Origin of the sequence: Halorientalis salina (assembly GCF_005049285.1) — an archaeon.
Classification (GTDB): Archaea; Halobacteriota; Halobacteria; order Halobacteriales; family Haloarculaceae; genus Halorientalis; species Halorientalis salina.
The window spans coordinates 485914-504700 of record NZ_SOSC01000002.1; the positions used below are offsets into that span (position 1 = coordinate 485914).

Sequence of the window (18787 nt, forward strand, 5' to 3'; positions counted from 1 at the left end):
TCGCTTCTATCCAGTGGCTATTTTATTGGTTTTGTAATGAATACCAGAGATAATCTTAGCTCTTTAATCCCAACACAGGGTAGCAGCATCGGCGAAATCAATCAACCATGAGCCGAATCTCGATATCGGGCCGGCAAAGTCTTCACGCTCTAGTGCATCCTGACGTGCCCTATCGAGATTCCTGCTACAGGCGTGATGACAGTCATGAATACGTTGCTTTTGCTCCCTAGTTAGAGGTGCTAAGCCCCGATAATCATCACCCAAGGACCACCGACGCCATTTGAGGTCGCTATTTTCATTGGGAAATCTCTCATACAGTTGCCTAAAATCCTGATGTAGAAAATCCCTCTCAGAATTTCCTTCTTCATCTGGATCCACCGCTCCAAGACGGCGAGCACTCAGATCTGAGAGACGTTCATATGAGTACCGTTCTCTGAGTGTTTCCAGGCGTTCCTGCAAGAAACCCTCGTTGTTGGATGGGTCAGGTTCGTTTGGGAGTTGTTGGTCGGACAGGTTTATGCCGTCGTTGTCCGCACTCATGACACTAAATTGTCGAGATGGCGGAATAAGTTTTTGGACACGCTATTAACACTGAACAAACAGGTAATTGAGAATATAAGTGAAGATTATAAGAATACCCTCATTCTTTGGAATGCATATATTATACAGGGGAAAAACACAGGTCTACCCTTTTGTGTAGTGAATCTATTCTCGTCCGACGGATGATGACACGGCCAGAGCGGGAGCCGTTACGTGGTTTGTGACGTGTTCACGTCCGACGTATGTCTGACGCTGTTTAATGTGATAGCAGGGCGTGTGTATTCGTATGCGCTTACGTCAGGGCGAGTTCGAACGGATCCGGTCCGTGCTCGACGACACTGACGCCGACGAACCACTGACAGCGCGTGAGATTCTGGACCTGCTGGACGAACACGGCGAGGAGTTCGAGAGTGCCCACCGCATCGCGACGGTGCTCGGCCGCCGTGCGGAGACGGGTGACGTCGAGGTCATCCGGGACCAGCCCTACCGATATCGGTTCCAGGACGGTTCGTGATCGCCGTGGACCGGCGGCCGGTGTCAGTATTCCGTCATGTCCAGGACCGTCCAGTGTGCCGTCGACGCGGGCGTGTCCCGTGACGGGACGACAACGGCATCGACAAGCGTGTTTTCCGGAGGTAAGTGTACGCAATCGGTATCAAAACTTGATCTTCTGGTGGGAGTTTCAGAAGCGATGATGATATCAATGAGAAGCAACCAATACTGCGATAGACACGAGTCCCCCGACTCGAACGGCTGTTCGCCCTCCAACAGCGAACATCGGGGCACCAATACCGTTGGCGACAGACCGAACAGTCGGAGTCGGGGACGGGATCGATCGAACCGTGACACGGAACGAAGACAGAAGGGATATATCGGCGACCGATAAACAATCGCCGAGCACGATGTCAGTTCGGCAGCAGGTCCCCGACACCACGAGACGGCAGTTGCTGGCCGCGGCGAGCGTGGGAGCCGCGGGTTCGACCAGCGGGTGTCTGGGACGGCTGCGGTCGATCTTCGGCTGGCAGATCAACGGGTCGGTGAGTCTCAAAATCGGGACGCTCCCGGCCGACACCGACCCGTACGCATTACGCATCGCACGGCAGGTCAAAGACTGGTTCTCGACGGCGGGGATCAACACGCAGGTCGTCCCGATGGCCGAGAAGGAACTGCGCCAGCAGGTCCTGTTACAGCACGGGTTCGACGTGTTCGTCGGCCGACTCCCCCACGCAAAGCGGCGGCCGGACGAACTCTACTCGCTGTTACATTCGACGGGCGTTCCCTCCCCCGGCTGGCAGAACCCCTTCGGGTACGCGAACCTCCGGGTCGACGACTTACTGGAGAGCCAGCGGCGGGCGACCGGATCGGAGCGATACGACGCGGTCGCCGGTATCCAGCGCAGTATCGCTCGGACCCAGCCCTTTAGCATCGTCGGGTTCCCCGACGACATCCGAGCCGCTCGCAGCGATCGGTACACGAACTGGGAGAGCGCCGACCTCCGCTCGCCGCTGGGCTATTTCACGCTCGAACGCGCCGGCGGCGACGTCGAGACCCCCGGTGAACTCCGGGTCGCGACGACGCGTGGACGGACGGTCGGGAACCTCAATCCCCTGGCCGTCGAGTTCCGCGACCGCGGGCCGATCACCGACCTCCTGTACGACTCCCTGGGTCGTCGATACGGGGACGGCGGCACGGTCGAGCCGTGGCTCGCGAGGTCCTGGGAGTTCGAGGACGGCGGCGAGGAGCCCCGGGTGGAAGTCCGGATACGCCCGGACCTCGTCTGGCACGACGGGGAGTCCCTGACCGCCGAGGACGTGCGGTTCACTTATGACTTCCTCCGGGATACGAGCGCCGACACCAACGAGAGCCGGATCCCGGTGCCGCGGTACCAGGGGGAAACGAGTATCGTGAACGAGGTCCGCATCCTCGGCAGCAACAGGATCGAACTCCAGTTCACGGACTGTTCGCGGGAGGTGGCCATGCAGGCACTGACCGTTCCGATCCTCCCGGCCCACGTCTGGCGACAGCGGCGGAATCCCGCGACCGTCGGCGGACTGTCGGTCAGCGACATGGTGACCGAAGCGCTGGTGACGGACAACATCCCCCCGGTCGGGAGCGGACCGATGCAGTTCGAGAACGATCCCGGGGGACGGCTCGTCCTCACGCGGTTCGACGACCACTTCCTCCACAACCGGACGACCCTCGACGGGCCGGACTGGCTGGACGACGGGCTGGCGTTCGACCGGCTGGTCGTTCGCGTGGCCGTCTCGGAGCTGACCGCCGCCGGCTCGGTGGCGGACGGGACCGTCGACGCGGCCGTCTCGCCGCTCGGGGCGAAAGCGATTCCCAGCATCGAGGACAGCGACGAGACCGAGCAACTGGTCGAACAGTCGCCCTCGTTTTACTTCGTCGGCTACAACGCACGGCGCTCGCCGCTGACGAACCCCCGGTTCCGGCACCTGCTGGGTCGGCTCATCGACGAGAAGTACATCGTCGAGGAGGTGTTCGACGGGCACGCGACGCCGGGCGTGAGTCCGCTGACGGGGAGCGACTGGCTCCCGTCCGACCTGGAATGGGCCGACGGCGACCCCATAACCCCGTTCTACGGCTCGGACGGCGAACTGGATCTGGAACAGGTAGAACAAGCCCTCCGACGGGCCGGCTACCAATACAACGACGGAAACGTCGTGAAACGGTAATTCGTGGTCGAAATACCCTTCTCCGCACAGGTCATCGCCGTCGTTCTCAGCCTCGTCGGCGTCGCGGCCCTGACCATCGTCGGACCGCGACAGCTGAAAACGACCGCCAGGTCGTTCCGCGACCGCTTGCGGGCCGCCGGCCCGTCACTGGGCGTGCTCGCTGTCGTCCTCGTCCTCAACAGTCTCATCCGGGACGCCGGGGGCGACCTCTCGTGGCTCATCGGGATCAACATCACCGGGTACATCCACGCCATCGAAGGGGCGATCGTCGCGGACATCCAGTCGCTGGCGACGCCAGCGCTGACCGAGTACTTCTCCTTCATCTACGTCTACGGCTACGCGTTCCTGCTGATCTTCCCGGTCGTGTTGTACCTCGCACTGGAGAACGCGGAGCCGTTGCGGGAGATGACCATCGCCTACACGCTGAACTACGCCATCGGACTGGTGTGTTACACCCTCTTTATCTCCTTTGGCCCGCGTAACCTCATCGCCGAGCAGGTCCAGTCGCTCCTCTACACCGACTGGCCGAAATCACAACTCATCACCAGCCAGGTCAACCGGAACACGAACGTCTTCCCCTCGCTGCACAGTTCGCTCTCGACCACCGTCGCCCTGCTGGCCTACCGGACCAGAGCCGAGTACCCCGCGTGGACCTACCTGGCGATCCCGATCGGAACGAGCGTCGCCATCGCGACGATGTACCTGGGCATCCACTGGGCGACCGACGTCGTCACCGGGATCGCGCTGGGGGTCTTCAGCGTCTACGCGGCCGAATGCATCCGGAAGCGCACGGCCTGACGCGTCGCTCGACCGGGCCAGACGCCGACGTGGACGTGAATACGAATTTCGAAATTCGATTGCGACGTTCGCAATCTTTCGCCGAACTTATTACGATGTACGAACTCGGGTCGGGTAATGACAGAGGGTACAGACGAGCGTCCGACGATTCTACTCATCGGGAGCGGCCCCATCAAGATCGGGCAGGCGGCGGAGTTCGACTACTCCGGCGCTCAGGCCTGCCGCGCGCTTCAGGAGGAGGGAGCGCGAGTCGTCCTGGTGAACTCGAACCCGGCGACGATCATGACGGACCCGGAGATGGCCGACAAGGTGTACATCGAGCCGATCAACACCGAGGCCATCGCCGAGATCATCCGGAAGGAGAAACCCGACGGCGTCATCGCCGGCCTGGGCGGCCAGACCGGCCTGAACGTGACGGCCGAACTCGCCGAGGAGGGCGTCCTCGACGAACACGACGTCGACGTGATGGGCACGCCGCTGGACACCATCTACGCGACCGAGGACCGCGACATGTTCCGCCAGCGCATGGAAGCGATCGACGAGCCGGTCCCCGAATCGGTGACCATCGAGTCCATGGACGAGGTCGAGGACGCCGTCGAGGCCGTCGGCGGTCTCCCGGTCATCATGCGGACCACCTACACGCTGGGTGGCCAGGGATCCGGCGTCATCGGCGACATGGACGAACTGAAAGAGGCCACGCGGAAGGGCCTCAGTCTCTCGCGTGACAACCGCGTGATGATCACCGAGTCCATCGACGGCTGGATCGAACTGGAGTACGAGGTGATGCGGGACGCCGACGACTCCTGTATCATCATCTGCAACATGGAGAACATCGACCCGATGGGCATCCACACCGGCGAGTCCATCGTCGTCACGCCCAGCCAGGTCATCCCGGACGAGGGCCACCAGGAGATGCGCAACACGGCGCTGAAGGTGATCCGCGAGCTGGGCATCCAGGGCGGCTGTAACATCCAGTTCGCCTGGCACGACGACGGGACGCCCGGCGGCGAGTACCGCGTCGTCGAGGTCAACCCGCGCGTCTCACGGTCCTCCGCGCTGGCCTCGAAAGCGACCGGCTACCCGATCGCCCGCGTCACCGCGAAGGTCGCGATGGGCAAGCGCCTCCACGAGATCGAAAACGAAATCACCGGCCAGACCACCGCGGCCTTCGAGCCCGCCATCGACTACATCGTGACGAAGGTGCCCCGGTGGCCAAAGGACAAGTTCCGCGACGTGGAGTTCGAGCTCGGCCCGGCGATGAAATCGACCGGGGAAGCCATGTCCATCGGTCGGACCTTCGAGGAGTCGATGCTGAAGGCGCTCCGTTCCTCCGAGTACGACCCCGCGGTCGACTGGGACGACGTGAGCGACGAGGAGCTCGAAAGCCAGTACCTCGAACGGCCGACGCCGGACCGCACGTACGCGGTCTTCGAGGCCTTCGAGCGCGGCTACACCGTCGAAGAAATCAACGAGCTGACCGAGATCCGCGAGTGGTACCTCGAACGCTACCAGCGCATCGCCGATGCCGCGACGGGCGCGGCGGCGGGCGACTTCGAAACGGCCGGGAACGTCGGGTTCACCGATCACGAGATCACGGCCATCGCGGGCGGGGAGTTCAACGACACCCACGCCTCCTGGCTCCCCGATCGCGACGAGGCCAATCAGGTCGGCACCGAAGTCCAGACTGACGGTGCTGGCATTACTGTCGAGGACGTGGAAGCCGAGACCTCCCCGCGGACGTTCAAACAGGTCGACACCTGCGCGGGCGAGTTCGCCGCCTCGACGCCGTACTACTACTCCGCCCGAGAGCCGCTCTCGGGACTCGGCCGCGACGAGGTCCAGGTCGACCGCGACGTCGAGAGCGTCGTGGTCGTCGGCGGCGGCCCGATCCGCATCGGCCAGGGCGTCGAGTTCGACTACTGTTCGGTCCACGCGGTCCGCGCGCTGGAGGAAGCGGGCATCGACGCGCACGTCATCAACAACAACCCCGAGACGGTGTCGACGGACTACGACACCTCCGACGGCCTCTTTTTCGAGCCGATCACGGCCGAAGAGGTCGCCGACGCCATCGAGGCGACGGGTGCCGACGGCGTGATGGTCCAGTTCGGCGGGCAGACCTCCGTCGACATCGGCGAGCCCCTCGAAGACGAGATCGCCCGGCGCGGGCTCGACTGTGAGATCATGGGGACCGCCGTCGAGGCGATGGACCTGGCCGAGGACCGCGACCGCTTCAACGGGCTGATGGACGACCTGGGCATCGCTCAGGCCGAGGGGAGTACGGCGACCTCCGAGGCAGAGGCGCTCGAAACCGCCCGCTCGATCGGGTATCCCGTCCTCGTGCGCCCGAGCTACGTGCTCGGCGGCCGCGCGATGGACGTGGTGTACAACGACGAGGACCTCAAGACCTACATCGAGGAGGCGGTTCGGGTCTCCCCGGACAAGCCGATCCTCATCGACGACTTCCTCGCCGACGCCGTCGAACTGGACGTCGACGCCGTGGCCGACGGCGACGACGTGCTCATCGGCGGCATCATGGAACACGTCGAGACTGCGGGTGTACACTCCGGCGACTCGGCGTGTATGATCCCACCGCGCTCGCTCTCGGAGGATACCCTCGAACGCGTCCGCGAGGTCACCGAGGACATCGCGACCGCGCTGGACACGGTCGGCCTGCTGAACGTTCAGCTGGCCGTTCGCGACGGCACGGTCTACGTGCTCGAAGCGAACCCGCGTTCCTCGCGTACCGTCCCGTTCGTCTCGAAGGCGACGGGCGTTCCCATCGCGAAACTCGCCGCGAAGGTCATGGCAGGCATGTCCCTGGACGAGTTGGACGTGGACGAGCAGATTCCCGACCAGGTCTCGGTCAAAGAGGTCGTCCTGCCCTTCGACCGCCTGCCGGGCAGCGACCCGCGCCTCGGCCCGGAGATGAAATCCACTGGTGAAGTCATGGGCACGGCTGGTTCGTTCGGCAAGGCCTACCAGAAGGCCCAGATGTCCGTCGGCAAGCCGATTCCGCTGGAGGGCGACGCCATCGTGGACCTGCCGGTCATCGGCTTCGAGGAGCACTTCGACGTCACCGACCTCGACGACTACGAGGACGTCGAGGCCATCAAGCAGCAACTGCGCGACGGCGAGATCGACCTGGTCGTCTCGCGCAACCGCGAGATCCTGGAGATCTGTGTCGAGGAGACCATCACGTACTTCTCGACCCGCGAGAGCGCCGAAGCAGCCCTTGAGGCCATCGAATCGGCCGACCAGCCGCTGAACGTGCAGGACGTGGCCGCCCGCCCCAAGGACCGCCGGAACTGGGGCCAGTAAGTCACTCCGCGACCGCGCCGTCCTCGCCGAGCGCGTCGTGATACGCCGTCCGGTAGCGGGCTATTTTTCGGAACAGGATCGCGAGCCAGACCCCGTCGTAGAGGACGATGAAGCCGACGAACACCGGGAACGAGAAGGGGATCACCGTCGGCAGGTACGTGACGGCCGTGTTGTAGAGACCGTGGATCAGCGTCGCGACGAGCAGTCCCTTGACGACGATGGCCGCCGCGTGCTCCTCGTTGAACTTCGCGAGTCCGAGGTAGTAGCCGGCGAAGGCCGAGTAGATGACGTGGCCCGGGCCGGCGAGGGACCTGACGCTGGCGATGCCGATGGTGGCCGGGAGCACGCTCGCCCCGCCCTGGACGGCGTCGAGGTAGACGGCCGTGATGTAGAGGACGTTCTCGATGAACGCGAAGCCGAGGCCGGCGACCGCGCCGTAGACCGCCCCGTCGACGACGGCGTCGAACTCGTCCAGGCGGAACGCGTAGAACCGGACCGCCAGCCACTTGACGAACTCCTCGACGGGGCCGACGACGAGGAAGAAAAACAGCGCCATCCCGACGACCGGAATCGCGGCGAACAGCCCGCCGAACAGCGAGTTGACGACCGCCGCGAAGCCGGCGAAAAAGACGCCGAGCAGGAAGGTCACGACCAGCGACGCGGCCGACTCGCGTAACGTGGGGTCACCGTACCAGATGTAGGCGGCGAGGGCGAAGGCCGGGACGACCGAGAGGACGGTCAACGCGCCGAGCGTGGGGTTTCGGAGGACCGCAAAGCCCGTGAACGCGACCTGAGCGAGGATGATGACCACCGCGAGCGCCAGGACCAGCGGCCGTTTGCCGGCCGACAGTCCCCTGGTGATCCGAACCGAGACGCCGTCCAGTACCGTCCGGTTCTCCCACGTCGCGATGTCGTAGAGGTCGCGTGACTCCCCCAGTGACCGCTCTATCGGGTCGCGGTCCGAAGCCATGGTCGCCAGCAGTCACGGCGTGGTAGTAAAACTGGGGGCGATCAGGGAGAGTCGGGCAACGATGACCGTGGGGACAGTTCGATTGACGAGCGGTTGAGGAGGGACTAACCGTCTGCCGTGCATACACGAACACAATGTACGGTCGATCCACTGCCGCGTTCGACAGTTCTTGGAGGCCGATCTAGATGAGCGGCCCCCATCAGGACCAGCCGCTCGTGACCGCCGGCGCGGCTCTCGACGACGCCGATGCCGCGGTCGTGATGGTCCACGGCCGCGGCGCGACCGCCCAGAGCATCATCGCGATGGCCGAGGAGTTCGACCAGCAGCAGGTCGCCTACCTCGCGCCCCAGGCCGCCAGCAACACCTGGTATCCCAACTCCTTCCTCCAGCCCATCGAGTCGAACGAACCGGGACTGTCCTCGGGACTCCAGGCCGTCGGCGACGCGATCCAGACGGCCGCCGACGCGGGGATTCCCACGGATCGAACCATGCTGGTCGGGTTCTCCCAGGGCGCGTGTCTCGCCACCGAGTACCTCGCGCGGAACGCGACCCGCTACGGCGGCCTGGCCGCGCTTTCCGGCGGCCTCATCGGCCCCGACGACACGCCGCGGGACTACGACGGTTCCCTCGAAGGAACGCCAGTGTTTCTCGGGTGTAGCGACGTGGACCCCCACATCCCGGCCGAGCGCGTCCACGAGACCGAGGCCGTCCTCGGCGGGATGGACGCCGACGTGACGAAACGGCTCTACGAGGGAATGGGTCACGGCGTCAACGCGGACGAACTCGACTCCGTCAGGAGAATGGTGGCCGCGCTCGCGGACGGGGACGACGACTGACGGCCGTGTCGTGCCCACGACAGACAGTTCCGAGCCAGCGTTATCCCGATGGCGTTCCTAGGGACTGATATGCCGGCAGACATCCCCGGAATCCATCACGTCACCGCGATCGCGAGCGACCCGAGTCGCAACCTGGCGTTCTACACGGAGACGCTCGGGCTTCGGCTCGTCAAACAGAGCGTCAACCAGGACGACACCTCGGTGTACCACCTGTTCTACGGCGACCACGGCGGCAGTCCGGGAACGAGCATGACCTTCTTCCCCTACGCCGGTGCCCAGCCGGGCCAGGTCGGGACCGGACAGGTCCAGACCACGCAGTTCCTGATTCCCGAGTCGGCGGTCGACTACTGGACCGACCGGCTGGCCGAAGCCGGCGTCGACGCCGACGACCCGGTCGAGCGGTTCGGCGACACGGTGATTCCCTTCCGTGACCCGGACGGCCTCCCGCTGGAACTCGTGGGGCGCGCGGACGCCCCTGCGGGCGATCCGCCCGAGGGGCCAGTACCCGAAGATCACGCGATTCGGGGCTTCTTCGGCGTGACGCTCTCGCTGACCGAGGGTGGATCGACGGCGTCCCTGCTGGAGACGATGGGCTTTCGCGAGGGCGAGAGCAAGGGGCACCGTCAGCGCTACGAGGCCGACGGCGACCTGGGATACGTCGTCGACATCGTGGAAGACCCGCAGGCACCCCGGGGCCAGCCCGGCGCGGGCACCGTCCACCACGTCGCGTTCCAGGTGACGGCCGAGGAACAGGCCGAGTGGCGCGAGGTCTTACAGGAACACGGTCTACGACCCACAGAGATCATCGACCGGAAGTGGTTCGAGTCGGTGTACGCCCGGACGAACGGCGGCGTCCTCTTCGAGTTCGCGACGGAAGAACCGGGCTACACGGTCGACGAGGAGTTGGAGTCCCTCGGCGAGCGACTGGTCCTCCCCGAGTGGTTCGAGGACCAGCGCGAGCAGATCGAGGCGAGTCTCCCCGAACTCTGAGAGCGCGCTCGGTCGCGGCCGTCGCAGTCGCGGGGCAGCTATTTCCGCCCGGCGGTGGAGTACCAGACACCATGGCTTTCGACCCGGAGACAGTCGAGACGATCGCCTTCGACTCGTACGGCACGCTCGTCGACGTGTCGTCCGTCGAAGACGCCCTCTCGGAACACGTCGACGACGCCGAGGTGGTGGCCAGGCTCTGGCGGGAACGGTCGCTGCAGTACGCGATGGTCGGCAACGCCATCGACGAGTACGACTCCTTTTTCGAGTTGATCCGCCACGCGCTCACGTACGCCCTGGACGTACACGGCATCGATCTGGACGATGACGAACGCGAGGATGTCCTCTCGGCGTACGACGATCTCGACGTGTTCGCCGACGTCCACGACGGGATGGAGCGGCTTCGAGACGCGGGCTACGACCTCTATATCGTCTCGAACGGGAGCGAGTCGATGCTGTCGACCCTCGTCGACCACGCCGACCTGGAGGGGTACCTCGAAGACACGATCAGCGCCGAGGAAGTCGAGCGGTACAAGCCGGTCCCGGACCTGTATCGCCACGCGGCCGAGCGGATCGGCACGCCGATCGAGGAGATCGCCTTCGTCGGTGCCGGCTGGTGGGACGTGCCGGGCGCGATGAACGCCGGGATGCAGGGCGTCTGGATCAACCGACAGGAGACGCTCTGGGGGCCCTACGACGTCGATCCCGACATGACCGTCGAGACGTTCCACGACGTGGCCGACGAACTCGGCGCGTGAGGGGGTCGGGTCCGGGCAGTGGACCACGAGTGCCTCACATACGACCCGCAAACGCTCTCCCGGTTCGACGCCTTTCCCCTGCAATGACAGCGATCGAGGTCACACGCGAAGACGAGTACGCGACGGTCGTTATCTCGAACCCGGAGCGAAAGAACGCGATCAGCGCCGCGGCCTGCCAGGAGATGGCTGCCGAGTTACGCTCGCTGGCGACAGACGACGAGATTCGCTGTGTCGTCGTCGCGGGCGCGGGCGAGGACTTCTGTTCGGGTATCGACCTCGCGGAGGGTATCGGCGGTACGAGCGTGAGCCAGGAACTCGAAACCGGCCTGAACGCCATCGCGACGGCCCTGCTCCGAATGGGGAAACCGACCCTCGCCCGCGTGACGGGCGCGGCCGTGGGTGCCGGGGCCTCCATCGCGACGGCCTGCGATTTCGTCTACGCCGAGGCGGGCGCGCAGTTCGGCTGGGGCTTTACCGACATCGGTCTCGCGCCCGACACGGGTGCCACCTACGTCCTGCCGCGACTCGTCGGGGTCCGGCGCGCGCTGGACCTGCTCATGACCGGCCGCCGGGTCGACGCCGAGCGAGCCGTCGAGTTAGGCATCGCCACCGAGGCGATTCCGGGCGACGCGTTCGATGAGACGGTCGCCGAGCGCGTGGCGACGCTGGTCTCGCGGCCGACGCTGGCGCTGGGTGAGACGAAGCGACTGGTTCAGCGCAACAGCCACCGCTCGCTCGAAGAAGCACTGCGCGCGGAAGCCCGCGCACAGGAACGGATGGTCGTGACCGACGACTTCAGCGAGGGCGTGCAGGCCTTTTTCCAGGGACGCGACCCCGACTTCGAGGGGGCGTAGCGACGAACCGGCGTCGCCTGGCCGGCCGAATCGACAGCCACAGGCCGCCGGCAGTCACTCGAAGTCGACGAGCGGCTTGATGATGTCGTCCGCTTTTTCGTCCATCATCTCGAAGGCGGTTTCTATCTCGTCGAAGTCGAACTCGTGTGTGGTCATCTTCGTCGGGTCGACGCGGTCCCGCTCTAGCAGTCGGAGGAGCCGACGAATCCGGAGCCGACCACCAGGACAGAGCGAAGTTACGATGTCGATTTCGGCCATGCCGACGCCCCACTCCTCCCGGGGTATCCGTCGGAACTCGCCGTCGCCGTGGTAGCCGACGTTCGAGACCGTTCCGCCGGGTTTGGCCACGCGGATACAGTCCTGTAGCGTCTGGTCGGCCCCCAGCGCTTCGATGGCGACGTCGACCCCCTCGCCGTCGGTGCGTGCCAGGATTTCCTCGACCGGATCGGCTTCTGCGAAATCGACGACGTGGTCGGCCCCGTACTCGCGGGCCAACTGTTTGCGCCTCTCGGCCGTCTCGACCGCGATGACGTCCCCAGCGCCCTGGAGGCGCGCACCCTTGGTAGCCATGAGTCCGACCGGGCCCTGTGCGAAGACGGCCACGGTACCACCCATCGGGATCGCACCGCGCTCCGCGGCGACGAATCCCGTCGACAGCATGTCTGCAGTGTAGACCGCCTCGTGATCCGAGACGCCATCCGGGACGTGCGCGAGGTTGCCGTCGGCGTCGTCGACGTGGAAATACTCCGCGAAGACGCCGTCTTTGACGTTGGCGAACTTCCACCCGCCGAGAGCCTGGTTGGACTGTGACGGGTGCCCGTCCTGTGCAGCCGCGGAGTTCCAGTCGGGCGTGATCGCACCGACTGCGACACGGTCACCGGCCTCGAAGTCGTCGACCAGTTCGCCCACTTCGTCGACCACTCCGACCGCCTCGTGGCCGAGCGTCAGGTCCTCGCGCTCGCCGATCGCGCCGTGGACCGTGTGACAGTCAGAGGTACAGATCAGTCCCTTCGTCGGTCGCACGATGGCGTCGCGCGGACCCGGGTCGGGACGCTCCTTCTCGACGATTCCTGTCTCGCCAATCGACTGCATTACGAATGCTTTCACGGACGCTCCCTCAGTTCGTCCAGTCGCGCTCCATCGCCATAGAACCGCAGGTGGCTTGCAGCGTCGTTGCTAGCTGCGTACTCGCGACCCGTTCCACGGCCGGGTTCCGAGCGCTCACCGAGTGCCCTCGTACGAATTATTGCTCGTGGGCACTACGTATCGCCGCGAGGAGCGGGGCTTTCTCTACCGTATAATGGAGGTGAGTCTCACACTCACAATCCGACGCGCCAAAGCCCGGGACAACTGTCTCGCCCACCTCGTCGATAGCATCGGCGACCCGACACTCGATGTCGACCTCGGCCGAGCGGACCACAGTCTCGATACGCGAGGGGGTATCGCCGAGCAAGTAGTCGACGTGCCAGTGGCGGGCGTCGCGGTCCCCGGCGGCGATTTCCATGTGGCGGTCGACGCGTGCGAACCCGCCGGGACCGAACGCGCTGCCGGTGTAGGCGTAGTAGCCGGCGGGGAACCGGTGCTCGCCGAGTGCGCCGACGGCCACAGTCGCCGCTTCCGGAAGGTTGACGAGTATGGTGTACGTGCCTGTGACCACACCGGGGCCTTTCACCCCCGCCACAATCGACCTTCCGGTCGCGTTGACACGCGGTGACGGTGTCAATTGCTACCATAAACGGGTTTAAATACGGGTGGCACTAACCGGAGGTGAAGGCCACTCCCGGCTTTCGATGCAAATCATGCAGGGAAACTCACAACAGCAGGCGTACGACCGGGGGATCACTATCTTCTCCCCGGACGGGCGTCTCTATCAGGTCGAGTACGCACGCGAGGCCGTCAAGCGCGGAACCGCCAGCGTCGGCGTCCGCACGACTGACGGCGTCGTCCTCGCGGCCGACACACGCGTTCGCTCTCCACTCCTGGAGCGGTCGAGCGTCGAGAAACTCCACAAGATCGACGACCACGTCGGCATCGCCAGCGCCGGCCACGTCGCCGACGCCCGCCAGCTGATCGACTTCGCCCGGCGGGACGCGCAGGTCAACCAGCTGCGCTACGACGAGCCGATCGACGTCGAGTCGCTCACCAAGGACATCACCGACCAGATCCAGCAGTACACCCAGACGGGCGGCGCGCGCCCGTTCGGCGTCGCGCTGATCGTCGGCGGCATCCAGAACGGCGAACCGCGCCTGTTCGAGACCGACCCCTCGGGGACGCCCTACGAGTGGCAGGCCCTGGCCGTCGGTGGCAACCGCGAGGACCTCCTCAGCTACTTCGAAGACGAGTACCGCGAGGACCTGGATCTCGACGGCGGGATCGACCTCGCGCTGTCGGCCCTCGCCGAAGTCGGTGACAAGGAAGTCACGCCCGAGGGCGTCGCCCTGGGGACCATCGACGTCGAGACCGAGCAGTACCGCCAGCACACCGACGAGGAGATCGAAACCTACCTCGAAGACGTCGACACCGAAGGTGAGGAAGAATGACTGACTGGAATCACGGCATGGACCCGACACAACAGCCCAGCCTCGACGATGGCATGCAGAGTCCCTACGAACCGGAACTCGGCACGCTGCCGTCCTCTGGCAACGACGAGGAGACCGTAAACAAGACGGGGACGACCACCATCGGCATCGCGACCGACGACGGCGTCATCGTCGCGACCGACCGCCGCGCGTCGCTGGGCGGTCGCTTCGTCTCGAACAAGAACGTCCAGAAGGTCGAGCAGATCCACCCGACGGCGGCACTGACACTCGTCGGTTCCGTCGGTGGTGCGCAGTCGTTCATCCGCTCGCTTCGCGCCGAGGTCAACCTCTACGAGGTTCGCCGCGGTGGGAACATCTCCATTCCGGCACTCGCGACGCTGGCGGGCAACTTCGCCCGCGGCGGGCCGTTCTTCGCCATCAACCCCATCCTGGGCGGCGTCGACGAGGACGGCAGCCACGTCTTCTCCATCGACCCCGCCGGCGGGGTCATGAAGGACGACTACACCGTCACCGGGTCCGGCCTGACGGTCGCCTACGGGACCCTCGAGAGCCAGTACGAGGACGACCTCTCGATGGAGGAGGCCCGCACGGTCGCCGCCGACGCAGTCAGCGCGGCCGCCGAACGCGACACCGGCTCCGGCAACGGCCTGGTCATCGCCGAGGTCGATCAGGAAGGCGTCGAGATCGACACCTACGAGTACGACGACCTGCTGTAAGGCCGACGCCCTTTTTTCTGAACACGCACAGACCGCGAGCGTCGCCGCTCCAGTCGCCTCACCGCTGGAGGGAGACGAGCGACAGCGCGAACGCGACGCCGCCGTCGATACCCGAGCGGAACACCGGAGAGATAGCCAGGAAAACTGCATCCGGACGAGCTCGGCGATCACGAAAAACCAGCAGCCACAGGACCAGGCCGTCTAGACGGCTTTCGCGTCGGCGGAGGTCCGACCCTCGTTGAAGGACAGCACCTTCGCCCGGATGACGTCGCCCTCCGCGACGGAATCGGGAACGTCCTCGGTGAACAGGACGAACCCCTCGACTTTCCCGACGGCGACGCGCTCGCCGGAGTGGTGGTCGGTGAACTCGGTGACGCCGAACTCGTAGGTCTCCCCGATCTCGACGGGGGGTTCGCGCTGCTGTGCGGCCTCGTGTGCCCGTTTCGACTGGCGTGCGTCCGACGAGCGCCGCCGGAGGAGTACTAGGAGCAGTAGCAACGCGACGACACCGCCACCGCCAGCGGCGAGCAAGACGGGTTCCATACCGTGGCTGTGACAGCGACGGGATAAATATGTGAAGTGTCGACGATTTCGGCCGGGCGGGAGATGCCGCCCCGCCGGGCCGGGGACCTCAGACGCCCGGCGGGCTCCCCTTGCCGATGCGGATCTCGTGGGCTTCGATGTCCTCCAGGGCGGCGACCTGGCCGCCGACCTCGATGGGACCGTCGTCCGTCTCGACGATGAGCGTCGCCGTCTCGCGTCCCGCACCGAAGGCGGCCTCGTCGATCGGTCCCTCGATGACCTGCTGGTCGCCGGAGATCACGTCCCGGCCCTCGATGGACGCGTAGAAGTCGCCGTCGGCGTGCTGGAGATCGGAGATACAACGCCGGATCGTGGCGTACCGGCGGGGAAACGGCCGGTCGTTGGTCCCCTCGACGATGGGGTCGGCGGTCGTCCAGAGCACGGTGTTGAGAAAGCCCGAGACGAGAAAGCCCAGTTCCGAGCGGTTGAAGATGACGCCGTACCGGTCGCGGTCGCCGCGGATGGCCTCCTGCGTGGCGTAGACGGAGTAATTGCCGTCGGCGACGGCGACGATCGGCGTGGTGATGCCCCGGCGCGCGCGGACGGTGGTGGCCACGTCGAGGTAGTCGAACGAATCGGCGTCGGGCACGTCGGTCATGGGCGAGAGCAGCAGTTCGATGGCGACGCCGTCGTCGTGCTGTTCGACGAGTTCGTCCTCGAAGCGCTCTAAGAGTTCGGGGGACAGCGACAGGATGAGTTCGTACTCCGCGCCGGTGATGACCTCCTCCAGGTAGCGCAGGATCGTCGAGCGGGACTTGATGAGCGAGACGGCCTCCGTGTCGCGGGCGGGGGCGGTGTAGCGCTGTTCGAGACCGTCGACCAGGTCGTCGAGCGAGGACTGGATGTCGCCGAAGGCCTCCTCGGGATCGATGGCGAGGACGCGCATCGGCCGGGTCTCCTGGAGTTCGACGAGACCGGCGTCGGCCAGGCCGCGGACGGTGTCGTAGACGCGGGGCTGTGGGATGTCGGTGTGGTCGGCGATCTCGGCGGCGGTCAGTCGGCCGTGTTCGAGGATGGTGAGATACGCCTGGGTCTCGTACTCGCCGAAGTCGAACCGCTCGGCGACGCGCTCCAGCGATGCGGAGAGGTCGTCGGTCATTATGCGTGGAGAGTCCGACGAGCCAAATCAACCCTTCTACTCATCGTTGCCGACGCGAATGACCTGCACCAGCGAGTAGACCGGGACGCCCTCGATCTCGTCGGTCCCCTGCTTGTCGACCAGCACGACGCAGGCGACGGGTTCGCCGCCCTGGTCGCGGATAGCCTGGACGGTTTCGGTCATCGTCGTCCCGCTCGTGATGGTGTCGTCGACGACGTAGCACTCCCGATCCCGGATCTGGGCGAAGTTGCGGGAGAAGGAGCCGCCCAGGTCGTCCATGTCGTCGTCGTCCCACTGGTGTTTCCGCGGGGCGTACGTTCCGAGGTCCGTGTCCAGTTCCCGCGCGACGGCGGTCGCCAGCGGCGCGCCGGCCTTCTCGATGCCGATGGTCAGGTCGACCTCCTCGCCCTGTTTCGAGAGCAGGTCGGCCAGCGCGGCGCTAACGTGCCACATCCGGTTCGAGTCGCGCCCGATCGTGTTCCAGTCGACGTGGATGTCGTCGGGGCCGCCGCCGGTCGCCGGCTGCTGGGTGTCGGACGCGGCGCTCTTGCCGCTGCGTTCGACCAGCCAGCTCGCCGTCTCCCGGGAGACGTTCAGCTCGTCCGAGATCTCCCCCTTCGAGAGCCCGCGCTCAGCGAGTTCCGCCGCGCTAGTCATCAGGTCGTCGATATTCTTCATGACTAGGCCGTTCGGCACCGGGCGTTTTGGCCTTTTCCCCGCGACCGCCCTCCGTTGGCCGCCGTGGGTTCGCTCACCAGAGGTGTCACGCTCTGTTGTCCCCTGCCCCCGCAGTCTTTTGGTCACCCCTCACGCAATCGGAGACATGGAACGCTACGACCAGTTGTATCGGCTCTACGACGAGTTCGACACCGACCGGTTGCGGGCCTACCAGGACTTCGTCGACCTGTTCCCGCCGGTCGACTCGCGGGTCGCCCTGGAACACTGGCAGAACGCGAGCGACGAACTCGCCGAGGGGAAAGACGAGATCCGGGAGGCCTTCCCCGCGACCGGCGAGACCTTCGCCGCCATCGCCGCGAAGGCGACCCGCGAGCAGGCCTTCACCGCCCTCGACCTGCTCTCGAAACACGAGCGCGCCGTCAACGCCCTCGTCTTAGACGTCGACGAGACGCTCCGGTCGGCCGGCCGGACCGACAACGAAATCCCCCGCGACACGCTGCACCGCCTGACGGAGTTCTACGAGGACGGCGTCCCCATCGTGGTCTGTACCGGCCAGACCTTAGAGAACGTCAAGGGCTTCCTCATTCAGGGGCTGGGCAACGAACTCGTCCACTCCGGGGACGTGAGCATCGTCTACGAGGCCGGGACCGGCGTGTTCACGCCCGGCCACGGCGGCGATACGAAGCAACTCCTCTACGAGGACCTCGATCCGGCGATCCGGAACGTCTTCGACGCCGTCCGGTCGCGCGTGCTCTCGGAAGCACCGGACCATCTGCGCCGGGGCTGTCACCTCCAGGGCAACGAGTTCAACGTCACGATGAAACCCAACTTCGAGACGGGGAGCAGCGCCGCGCGCGACGTGATCGACGAGGCGCTCGTTTACGAACTCGACCTGCTCGGCGAGACGGTCCGCGAGGAACTGGGCCGCGACGCCGACGCGGAGACGGCCGGCCAGTGGGCACGGGCCTTCTACGCCGATCAGGACCCGGAGATCCGAACGGTCCTGGAAGAACAGGGGACTCATCCCGACCTGACGGCCGAGGACGTCCCCGAGGAGATCGAGGCCGTATTCGAGCGCATCGACGTGGCCTACTACGAGGCCGACGCCGCCGAGATCGGCAGTCTCGAACTCAACAAGGTGGTCGGCGTTGAAGCCGCCTTCGACGTGCTCGACATCGAGGACCCCTTTTCCGTGGTGATGGGTGACAGCAAGAGCGACCTCCGGGTGATGCGGTGGGTCGCCGAGCACGACTACGGGCTGGCGGCCGCCCCGGAACACGCCTCCCGGGACGTGTTAGACCACGTGATGAGCACCGACGAACTCGTCTTCGACCCCGGGAAAGCCACCGACGTGCTCGGGACGATTTACGCGCTCAACCGGCTCGCGCGGCTGGAGCGTTGAGAGCAGAGAGAAA

Annotated in this window: 18 protein-coding genes; 11 read left to right on the forward strand and 7 right to left on the reverse strand. The window is 65.4% G+C overall.

The genetic code is table 11. The features are described from left to right. Window positions 1-63: 63 nt before the first annotated feature. Window positions 64-540 carry a hypothetical protein gene (locus tag E2481_RS06990; RefSeq protein ID WP_250137748.1) on the reverse strand — a complete coding sequence of 159 codons (477 nt, stop codon included), beginning with the start codon at window positions 538-540 and terminating at the stop codon, window positions 64-66. A gap of 286 nt (window positions 541-826) precedes the next feature. On the opposite strand from E2481_RS06990, the gene E2481_RS06995 reads away from it, so the two are divergent. From E2481_RS06995 to carB, 4 genes are all read left to right on the forward strand, one after another. Beyond that, window positions 827-1054, forward strand: a complete 228-nt coding sequence (locus tag E2481_RS06995) for a hypothetical protein (protein ID WP_136716406.1) — start codon at window positions 827-829, stop codon at window positions 1052-1054. Between the two features lie 388 nt (window positions 1055-1442). Further along, window positions 1443-3236 (forward strand): ABC transporter substrate-binding protein, encoded by a 1794-nt coding sequence (locus tag E2481_RS07000; RefSeq protein WP_136716407.1) that lies wholly within the window; start codon window positions 1443-1445, stop codon window positions 3234-3236. Window positions 3237-3239: 3 nt separating this feature from the next. Continuing rightward, window positions 3240-4034 (forward strand): phosphatase PAP2 family protein, encoded by a 795-nt coding sequence (locus tag E2481_RS07005; RefSeq protein WP_136716408.1) that lies wholly within the window; start codon window positions 3240-3242, stop codon window positions 4032-4034. A gap of 117 nt (window positions 4035-4151) precedes the next feature. Further along, window positions 4152-7352, forward strand: a complete 3201-nt coding sequence (gene carB / locus E2481_RS07010) for a carbamoyl-phosphate synthase large subunit (protein WP_136716409.1) — start codon at window positions 4152-4154, stop codon at window positions 7350-7352. A gap of 1 nt (window position 7353) precedes the next feature. Here carB and E2481_RS07015 read toward each other — a convergent pair whose 3' ends face one another. Then, window positions 7354-8322 (reverse strand): PrsW family intramembrane metalloprotease, encoded by a 969-nt coding sequence (locus E2481_RS07015; protein ID WP_136716410.1) that lies wholly within the window; start codon window positions 8320-8322, stop codon window positions 7354-7356. A 185-nt stretch (window positions 8323-8507) separates the two neighbouring features. On the opposite strand from E2481_RS07015, the gene E2481_RS07020 reads away from it, so the two are divergent. The 4 genes from E2481_RS07020 (at window position 8508) to E2481_RS07035 (ending at window position 11757) form a co-directional block, all read left to right on the forward strand. Continuing rightward, window positions 8508-9158 (forward strand): alpha/beta hydrolase, encoded by a 651-nt coding sequence (locus E2481_RS07020; protein ID WP_136716411.1) that lies wholly within the window; start codon window positions 8508-8510, stop codon window positions 9156-9158. A 69-nt stretch (window positions 9159-9227) separates the two neighbouring features. Beyond that, entirely contained in the window at window positions 9228-10148 is a 921-nt protein-coding gene (locus tag E2481_RS07025) for a VOC family protein (protein WP_136716412.1), read from the forward strand. A gap of 71 nt (window positions 10149-10219) precedes the next feature. After that, complete coding sequence (locus tag E2481_RS07030) at window positions 10220-10903, forward strand: haloacid dehalogenase type II (protein WP_136716413.1); 684 nt, start codon at window positions 10220-10222, stop codon at window positions 10901-10903. A gap of 83 nt (window positions 10904-10986) precedes the next feature. Continuing rightward, window positions 10987-11757, forward strand: coding sequence for an enoyl-CoA hydratase/isomerase family protein (locus tag E2481_RS07035; protein ID WP_136716414.1), 771 nt, complete (start codon window positions 10987-10989; stop codon window positions 11755-11757). A gap of 54 nt (window positions 11758-11811) precedes the next feature. Here the strand turns inward: E2481_RS07035 and E2481_RS07040 are convergent, their stop codons facing one another. Next, on the reverse strand, window positions 11812-12849 hold the full coding sequence (locus tag E2481_RS07040) for a zinc-binding dehydrogenase (protein WP_136716415.1): 1038 nt from the start codon (window positions 12847-12849) through the stop codon (window positions 11812-11814). Window positions 12850-13000: 151 nt separating this feature from the next. Next, window positions 13001-13414 carry a GIY-YIG nuclease family protein gene (locus E2481_RS07045; RefSeq protein ID WP_136716416.1) on the reverse strand — a complete coding sequence of 138 codons (414 nt, stop codon included), beginning with the start codon at window positions 13412-13414 and terminating at the stop codon, window positions 13001-13003. Between the two features lie 142 nt (window positions 13415-13556). On the opposite strand from E2481_RS07045, the gene psmA reads away from it, so the two are divergent. Both psmA and psmB read left to right on the forward strand, forming a co-directional pair. Further along, window positions 13557-14297 carry an archaeal proteasome endopeptidase complex subunit alpha gene (gene psmA, locus E2481_RS07050; RefSeq protein WP_136716417.1) on the forward strand — a complete coding sequence of 247 codons (741 nt, stop codon included), beginning with the start codon at window positions 13557-13559 and terminating at the stop codon, window positions 14295-14297. Window positions 14298-14314: 17 nt separating this feature from the next. Beyond that, window positions 14315-15013 (forward strand): archaeal proteasome endopeptidase complex subunit beta, encoded by a 699-nt coding sequence (psmB, locus tag E2481_RS07055; RefSeq protein ID WP_169302391.1) that lies wholly within the window; start codon window positions 14315-14317, stop codon window positions 15011-15013. 201 nt (window positions 15014-15214) lie between these two features. On the opposite strand, the gene E2481_RS07060 is transcribed toward psmB, so the two are convergent. The 3 genes from E2481_RS07060 to gfcR form a co-directional block, all read right to left on the reverse strand. Continuing rightward, window positions 15215-15556 carry a hypothetical protein gene (locus tag E2481_RS07060; protein ID WP_136716419.1) on the reverse strand — a complete coding sequence of 114 codons (342 nt, stop codon included), beginning with the start codon at window positions 15554-15556 and terminating at the stop codon, window positions 15215-15217. 88 nt (window positions 15557-15644) lie between these two features. Continuing rightward, window positions 15645-16694: an HTH-type sugar sensing transcriptional regulator TrmB gene (trmB, locus tag E2481_RS07065; RefSeq protein WP_169302388.1), complete on the reverse strand. Its 1050-nt coding sequence runs from the start codon at window positions 16692-16694 to the stop codon at window positions 15645-15647. Between the two features lie 36 nt (window positions 16695-16730). After that, entirely contained in the window at window positions 16731-17372 is a 642-nt protein-coding gene (gene gfcR / locus E2481_RS07070) for a transcriptional regulator GfcR (protein WP_136716421.1), read from the reverse strand. Between the two features lie 145 nt (window positions 17373-17517). Here gfcR and E2481_RS07075 point away from each other — a divergent pair, with 145 nt between their 5' ends. Further along, window positions 17518-18774 (forward strand): HAD family hydrolase, encoded by a 1257-nt coding sequence (locus tag E2481_RS07075; protein ID WP_136716422.1) that lies wholly within the window; start codon window positions 17518-17520, stop codon window positions 18772-18774. The last annotated feature ends 13 nt before the right edge of the window (window positions 18775-18787 follow it).

Bases quoted from the DNA above. Each gene is read 5' to 3' on its own strand.
- E2481_RS06990 (WP_250137748.1), bottom strand. From the start codon at position 540: ATGAGTGCGGACAACGACGGCATAAACCTGTCCGACCAACAACTCCCA.
- E2481_RS06995 (WP_136716406.1), top strand. From the start codon at position 827: ATGCGCTTACGTCAGGGCGAGTTCGAACGGATCCGGTCCGTGCTCGAC.
- E2481_RS07000 (WP_136716407.1), top strand. From the start codon at position 1,443: ATGTCAGTTCGGCAGCAGGTCCCCGACACCACGAGACGGCAGTTGCTG.
- carB (WP_136716409.1), top strand. From the start codon at position 4,152: ATGACAGAGGGTACAGACGAGCGTCCGACGATTCTACTCATCGGGAGC.
- E2481_RS07015 (WP_136716410.1), bottom strand. From the start codon at position 8,322: ATGGCTTCGGACCGCGACCCGATAGAGCGGTCACTGGGGGAGTCACGC.
- E2481_RS07020 (WP_136716411.1), top strand. From the start codon at position 8,508: ATGAGCGGCCCCCATCAGGACCAGCCGCTCGTGACCGCCGGCGCGGCT.
- E2481_RS07025 (WP_136716412.1), top strand. From the start codon at position 9,228: ATGCCGGCAGACATCCCCGGAATCCATCACGTCACCGCGATCGCGAGC.
- E2481_RS07030 (WP_136716413.1), top strand. From the start codon at position 10,220: ATGGCTTTCGACCCGGAGACAGTCGAGACGATCGCCTTCGACTCGTAC.
- E2481_RS07035 (WP_136716414.1), top strand. From the start codon at position 10,987: ATGACAGCGATCGAGGTCACACGCGAAGACGAGTACGCGACGGTCGTT.
- E2481_RS07040 (WP_136716415.1), bottom strand. From the start codon at position 12,849: ATGCAGTCGATTGGCGAGACAGGAATCGTCGAGAAGGAGCGTCCCGAC.
- psmA (WP_136716417.1), top strand. From the start codon at position 13,557: ATGCAGGGAAACTCACAACAGCAGGCGTACGACCGGGGGATCACTATC.
- psmB (WP_169302391.1), top strand. From the start codon at position 14,315: ATGGACCCGACACAACAGCCCAGCCTCGACGATGGCATGCAGAGTCCC.
- E2481_RS07060 (WP_136716419.1), bottom strand. From the start codon at position 15,556: ATGGAACCCGTCTTGCTCGCCGCTGGCGGTGGCGGTGTCGTCGCGTTG.
- trmB (WP_169302388.1), bottom strand. From the start codon at position 16,694: ATGACCGACGACCTCTCCGCATCGCTGGAGCGCGTCGCCGAGCGGTTC.
- gfcR (WP_136716421.1), bottom strand. From the start codon at position 17,372: ATGAAGAATATCGACGACCTGATGACTAGCGCGGCGGAACTCGCTGAG.
- E2481_RS07075 (WP_136716422.1), top strand. From the start codon at position 17,518: ATGGAACGCTACGACCAGTTGTATCGGCTCTACGACGAGTTCGACACC.